Here is a 4,151-nt window from a genome sequence, read left to right on the forward strand (position 1 = left end):
CTCCGCCAGGCGGGTGACGTACCCGGACGCGATGTCGGCGTCGGCGACGTCGGCGATCGCGGTGCCTCGCCACAGCGCGAGCACCGCCCGCAGCCCGCCGGCCCGCCGCGCCGGATCGTCCTCGGCGCGGGCCGCCGCGACACCGCGCTCGACCGCGACCGCGTCGACCTCGGCGGGGTCGGTGCCGAGCCGTTACCCGCCCGGGCCGTGCTCGACGACGGCCCGTCCGGCGACGCCGCGCAGCCGGGAGACGAGCGCCTGCAGCGCGTTGCCCCCGCCGGCGGGCGGCGCGCCGTCCCACAGGTCGTTCAGCAGCCGCTCGGCCGACACCGGCCGGCCCGCCTCGGCCGCCAGCCGGACGAGCAGCGCGCGCAGCCGCCGGCCCGCGACCTCGACGGGCCGCGCGGCCTCGTCCCGCACGTCGAGCGGGCCCAGGATGCCAATGCGCACAGGTCCCCTTCCCCGGAGTCGATTCTCTCCCATGTGTGGACCACGTGGACCGGGTACTTGTCCTGATATGCCTAGAGCACAGATCAAGGACGAGAAGACTTACCAGAAGCTCCGCGACGAGGGCGAGAGCAAGGAGAAGGCCGCGCGGATCGCGAACGCCTCCGCGAACCGCGGCAAGAAGAGCGTCGGCCGCAAGGGCGGCAAGAACCCCTCCTACGACGACTGGACGAAGGACGAGCTGCTCGGCCGGGCCCGCGAGATCGGCATCGAGGGCCGCTCCTCGATGAACAAGTCCGAGCTGGTGAAGGCGCTGCGCGACCACTAGATGGAACTCGTCTTCGTGCTGGACTGCCGCGACCCCGACGCACTGGCCGACTTCTGGGCCGCCGCGCTCGGCTACGACCGCGGCGAGTACGACCCCCCGTACGTGCCGCTCACCGACCCCGCCGGTGAGCGGCCGCGCATTCTGCTCCAGCGCGTCCCCGAGCCGAAGGCGGGGAAGAACCGCATGCACCCCGACCTCCGCGTCACCGACATGGACGCGGAACTCGCCCGTGTCACCGGGCTGGGCGCCACCGTCGTCCGCGGCCCGTTCGTGGACGACGGCTGGCCGACCACGGTGCTCGCCGACCCGGAGGGCAACGAGTTCTGCCTGATCGTCCCACCACGAAGGGAGACCGGATCATGAACACGGTCGTCGACACCGCACGCCGCCAGAAGGCGGAGTACGCGGCCGGCGAGGACCGCCCGCTCGGCTCGTACCTCGGCACCCTCGGCGTGTACGCGGTGACGACCGGGGCGATGGCGCTGCTCGGCCGCCGGATGCGCGACCGGCCGCCGGCCATCGGCTTCGGCGACCTCGCGCTGATGACGATCACCACGCACAAGGTGGCCCGGCTGATCGCCAAGGACCCGGTGACGAGCCCGCTGCGCGCCCCGTTCACCCGCTACTCGGGGACGGCCGGCCCGTCCGAGCTGTCGGAGGAGGTGCGCGGCAAGGGCATCCGGCACGCCGTCGGCGAACTGATCACGTGCCCGTTCTGCACGGCGCAGTGGGTCGCGACGGCCTACGCGGCGGGCCTGGTGTTCGCCCCGCACGCGACCCGCCTGGCGGGCGCCACGATGACGGCGGTCGCCGGCTCGGACTGGCTGCAACTCGCGTACGCACGCCTCCAGCAGTCCGCCGAAGGCTGATAGCAGCACAGGCCCCAAGGTTCCCCTTCTTTACGTTTGTCCCAGCTAGGAGGGGTACGGCCACCCCATGGAGCTGGCATTCCTCAAGACGCTGTATCAACGTCCGGGCCCGTACGTGTCGGTGTACGCCGATCTGACCCGGAACACCGAGGACGCGGTGAAGGCCGTGGAGCTGCGGTGGCGGGCGCTGCGCGCGGACCTGGAGGACCAGGACACCCCGGAGCACACGCTGCGCGCGGTCGACCGGGCCATCGGCGAGGAGATCGTGGAGCGCCGCTCGGAGGGTGTCGTGATCTTCGCGGCGGACGGCGAGGTGGTGCACCGCGAGCGCCTCGCCGCCCCGCCCGGCAACCCGCACGCCACCCTGGCACCGCTCCCGGACGTCGTCCCCTACCTGGCCGAACGCGGTGAGAGGTTCCCGCACCTGCTGGCCGTGGTCGACCGCCGCGGGGGCGCGATCGACTGCGTGGACGAGCGCGGGCGCCACGAGCACATCGACGTGGAGGGAGACCAGGACTACCCCATCCGCAAGACGAAGGCGGGCGACTGGAACCAGTCCCGGTTCCAGCGCGCGGCGGAGAAGGTCTGGAAGGCCAACGCGAAGAAGATCGCCCACGAGATCGACCGCGCCGCCGAACGCTGCGGCGCCGAGGCGGTGGTCATCGCCGGCGACACCCACGCCCGGAACGCCGTCCTGGACGAGATCTCCCCGAGCGTCCTGGAGCAGACCGTCGAGAACGCCAAGAACACCGACATCAAGGACCCCGACCTCGACGCCGAGCTGCACCGCCTCCTGCGCCTGAAGACCCACGAGCGCGTGATGACGGTCGCGGAACGCTTCGACCGCGAGCTGGCGAACGGCGAACGCGCGGTGTCGGGCCTCCCCGAGACCACGCAGGCGCTCCGCCACGGCCAGGTGGAGACGCTGCTGCTCACCGAGGACCGCGACTCCGACGCCCGCCTGTGGATCGGCCCGGACCCGGCCCAGGTCGCCGCGACCGCCGACGAGCTCCGCGAGGAGTTCGGCATCACCGACCCCGAGCAGGAACGAGCGGACGCGGCCCTGGTGAGAGCCGCGGCGGCGACGGACAGCGAACTGGTGCTCCTGCCGTCCGACGGCGACGCCCCGACCATCCCCGTGGGCGCCGTCCTCCGCTACAGCACAGCCCCCGACCCCGACCTCATCACCGAAACCTGACCGGACCCCAGCGGACCCCCCGGACCCATTGGACCCCAACCACCAGGGGGCGTGGGGGGCGGAGCCCCCCACATCGGGGGTCCGGGGGTCGCCCCCCCCGGGCAAACATGACGAAGGAGTGGTGGGGAAGGAGCGTCAGCTCCGACCACACCACTCCCAACTCGTTCGTGGAGCTATGGGGATTCGAACCCCAGACCTCCTCCATGCCATGGAGGCGCGCTACCAACTGCGCCATAGCCCCTCGGTCGAGGAAAAGCTTAGTGCACATCGGGAGCGCTCAGGACGCGGGGCCGCGGAGGAACGTCCCTCCGCGGCCCGCGCAGCGTCAGCGACCGGACGAGTACGTGTACGTGCCCTCGTTGAAGGTCGGGACCTTGATGGTGAGGCTTTTAGGCCATTCCACCGGAAGCCCGAGCAGACTGTCGTCCTTGACGGTACGCCCGTCCGGGTCGGTGTACGTGCTCTCGACCGGCCCCGTCTGGGCCTCTTCGGGCCGCGTCTCCGCGGGCTTCTGCTTCTCCTTCATCGAGCAGACGGCCTTGGTGAGGTCCTGGCCGGCGGGCAGGCCGCTCAGCAGCGACGACAGGAAGCTCAGGGCCTTGCTGCAGTCTTCCACCGAGTAGGTCTGCGGGACGGGCTGCGGTGCTTCCTCGTAGGTCTGCGGCGCGGGCGGCGGCGCCGCTTCGGCGGACGCGGGCACGGCCATCGCCGTGACGGCCACCGCGACGAGCAGCGGCCCGGAGATCCGGCTTCTCATGGAGGTCAACCCTCTCGATCATGCATCGCCACGTCTTGGCTGTTCCCGCATGATCGACACCGCGAAAAGCACTCGGTGGAAGGTTGGCGAAGGCTTTGCGGTCAGCGCCACCCGAGCCGTTCGCCGACCTCGTCGGCCGCGTACCCGCGATGTCCTCCGTCGCCGATCCACACCATGCCGTCGGCCTCCGCGACGCCCCCGACGGCGTGCTCCTGCGGCAACCGCGGCTGGATCGCCAGCCGCACCTGCGTCCCGGGCTCGAACCGGCGCAGTTCGTCGATGAGGTCCGCCACGGTGACCTCGCGCTTCGCCCCCCTGCGATGTCTTCCCATACCCCGCATGAAACCACTGGCGCGCACATGCTCAGGCCATCCAGCCGGCCCCATTCGCCAGACGGTCCCAACCACAAGCCAAGGGGACCCCCGCACACAGGCACCCACCGCAACCACGGGGGGCAAGGGGCGAAGCCCCAGAAGCGGGCGAAGCCCGCCCAGAACCGCAACCCCCAACAAAGCCAAGCGCCCGAAGGAACCGCAACCACCAGGGGGGCGT

7 protein-coding genes, 1 tRNA gene and 1 pseudogene are annotated in these 4,151 nt (G+C 71.5%); 4 read left to right on the forward strand and 5 right to left on the reverse strand.

Annotated elements, in window-relative coordinates:
* Together HUX53_RS43160 and HUX53_RS29265 are read right to left on the reverse strand one after the other, a co-directional pair.
* Positions 1-153, reverse strand: a pseudogene (locus HUX53_RS43160) (BTAD domain-containing putative transcriptional regulator); the annotation flags it as partial.
* A gap of 39 nt (positions 154-192) precedes the next feature.
* On the reverse strand, positions 193-450 hold the full coding sequence (locus tag HUX53_RS29265) for a winged helix-turn-helix domain-containing protein (RefSeq protein ID WP_176406450.1): 258 nt from the start codon (positions 448-450) through the stop codon (positions 193-195).
* Positions 451-517: 67 nt separating this feature from the next.
* Here HUX53_RS29265 and HUX53_RS29270 point away from each other — a divergent pair, with 67 nt between their 5' ends.
* The 4 genes from HUX53_RS29270 to HUX53_RS29285 all read left to right on the forward strand — a co-directional run bounded on the left by HUX53_RS29270 (position 518) and on the right by HUX53_RS29285 (position 2,842).
* Positions 518-775: a Rho termination factor gene (locus tag HUX53_RS29270; protein ID WP_176406451.1), complete on the forward strand. Its 258-nt coding sequence runs from the start codon at positions 518-520 to the stop codon at positions 773-775.
* Entirely contained in the window at positions 776-1,138 is a 363-nt protein-coding gene (locus HUX53_RS29275; RefSeq protein WP_176406452.1) for a VOC family protein, read from the forward strand. It begins immediately after the preceding gene.
* Positions 1,135-1,644 (forward strand): DUF1360 domain-containing protein, encoded by a 510-nt coding sequence (locus tag HUX53_RS29280; RefSeq protein ID WP_176406453.1) that lies wholly within the window; start codon positions 1,135-1,137, stop codon positions 1,642-1,644. Before HUX53_RS29275 ends, HUX53_RS29280 begins: the two co-directional genes overlap by 4 nt.
* A 67-nt stretch (positions 1,645-1,711) precedes the next feature.
* A complete protein-coding gene (locus tag HUX53_RS29285; protein WP_176406454.1) occupies positions 1,712-2,842 on the forward strand; it encodes a Vms1/Ankzf1 family peptidyl-tRNA hydrolase in 1,131 nt (376 codons plus the stop codon).
* Positions 2,843-3,010: 168 nt separating this feature from the next.
* Here the strand turns inward: HUX53_RS29285 and HUX53_RS29290 are convergent.
* From HUX53_RS29290 to HUX53_RS29300, 3 genes are all read right to left on the reverse strand, one after another.
* Positions 3,011-3,083 (reverse strand) — tRNA-Ala (locus HUX53_RS29290).
* An 84-nt stretch (positions 3,084-3,167) separates the two neighbouring features.
* A complete protein-coding gene (locus HUX53_RS29295; RefSeq protein WP_176406455.1) occupies positions 3,168-3,599 on the reverse strand; it encodes a hypothetical protein in 432 nt (143 codons plus the stop codon).
* Positions 3,600-3,700: 101 nt separating this feature from the next.
* On the reverse strand, positions 3,701-3,931 hold the full coding sequence (locus HUX53_RS29300; protein ID WP_176406456.1) for a hypothetical protein: 231 nt from the start codon (positions 3,929-3,931) through the stop codon (positions 3,701-3,703).
* Positions 3,932-4,151: the final 220 nt, after the last annotated feature.

This window comes from Actinomadura sp. BRA 177 (assembly GCF_013372625.1).
Classification (GTDB): domain Bacteria; phylum Actinomycetota; class Actinomycetes; order Streptosporangiales; family Streptosporangiaceae; genus Spirillospora.